The organism is Flavihumibacter cheonanensis, assembly GCF_022352215.1.
Classification (GTDB): Bacteria; Bacteroidota; Bacteroidia; order Chitinophagales; family Chitinophagaceae; genus Flavihumibacter; species Flavihumibacter cheonanensis.
On record NZ_JAKRWF010000086.1, the window covers coordinates 1 to 289 of the forward strand.

The 289-nt window shown below is 65.7% G+C and carries 1 protein-coding gene; it reads left to right on the forward strand.

All coding sequences use genetic code 11. From position 1 onward, the window contains the following. A partial coding sequence (locus MD536_RS21235) for a phage tail assembly protein T (protein ID WP_239603794.1) occupies positions 1–289 on the forward strand: 289 nt, incomplete at both ends.

Here is a 289-nt window from a genome sequence, read left to right on the forward strand (position 1 = left end):
TCCCGCAAAAAACTGACGGCCGCCGACGAGTTCTGGCACGACCTCGTGCTGAACGGAATCGGCGGCCGGACGGTCGAAGAGGCGAAGGAGCGAATGTCCTACGCCGAGGCCCAGCAGTGGTCGGCCTACATGCAGCGGCGCGGGTCGCTGCACGTCGGAATGCGCCTCGAGTGGGGCTTCGCTCTGATCGCCGCCGCGATCAATAACGCGCTCGGCGGCAACGCGACTCAGCAACAATTCATGCCGCACGCGGAACAGTCGGGCGGCTCGCTCGGGGACGTGATGAAAC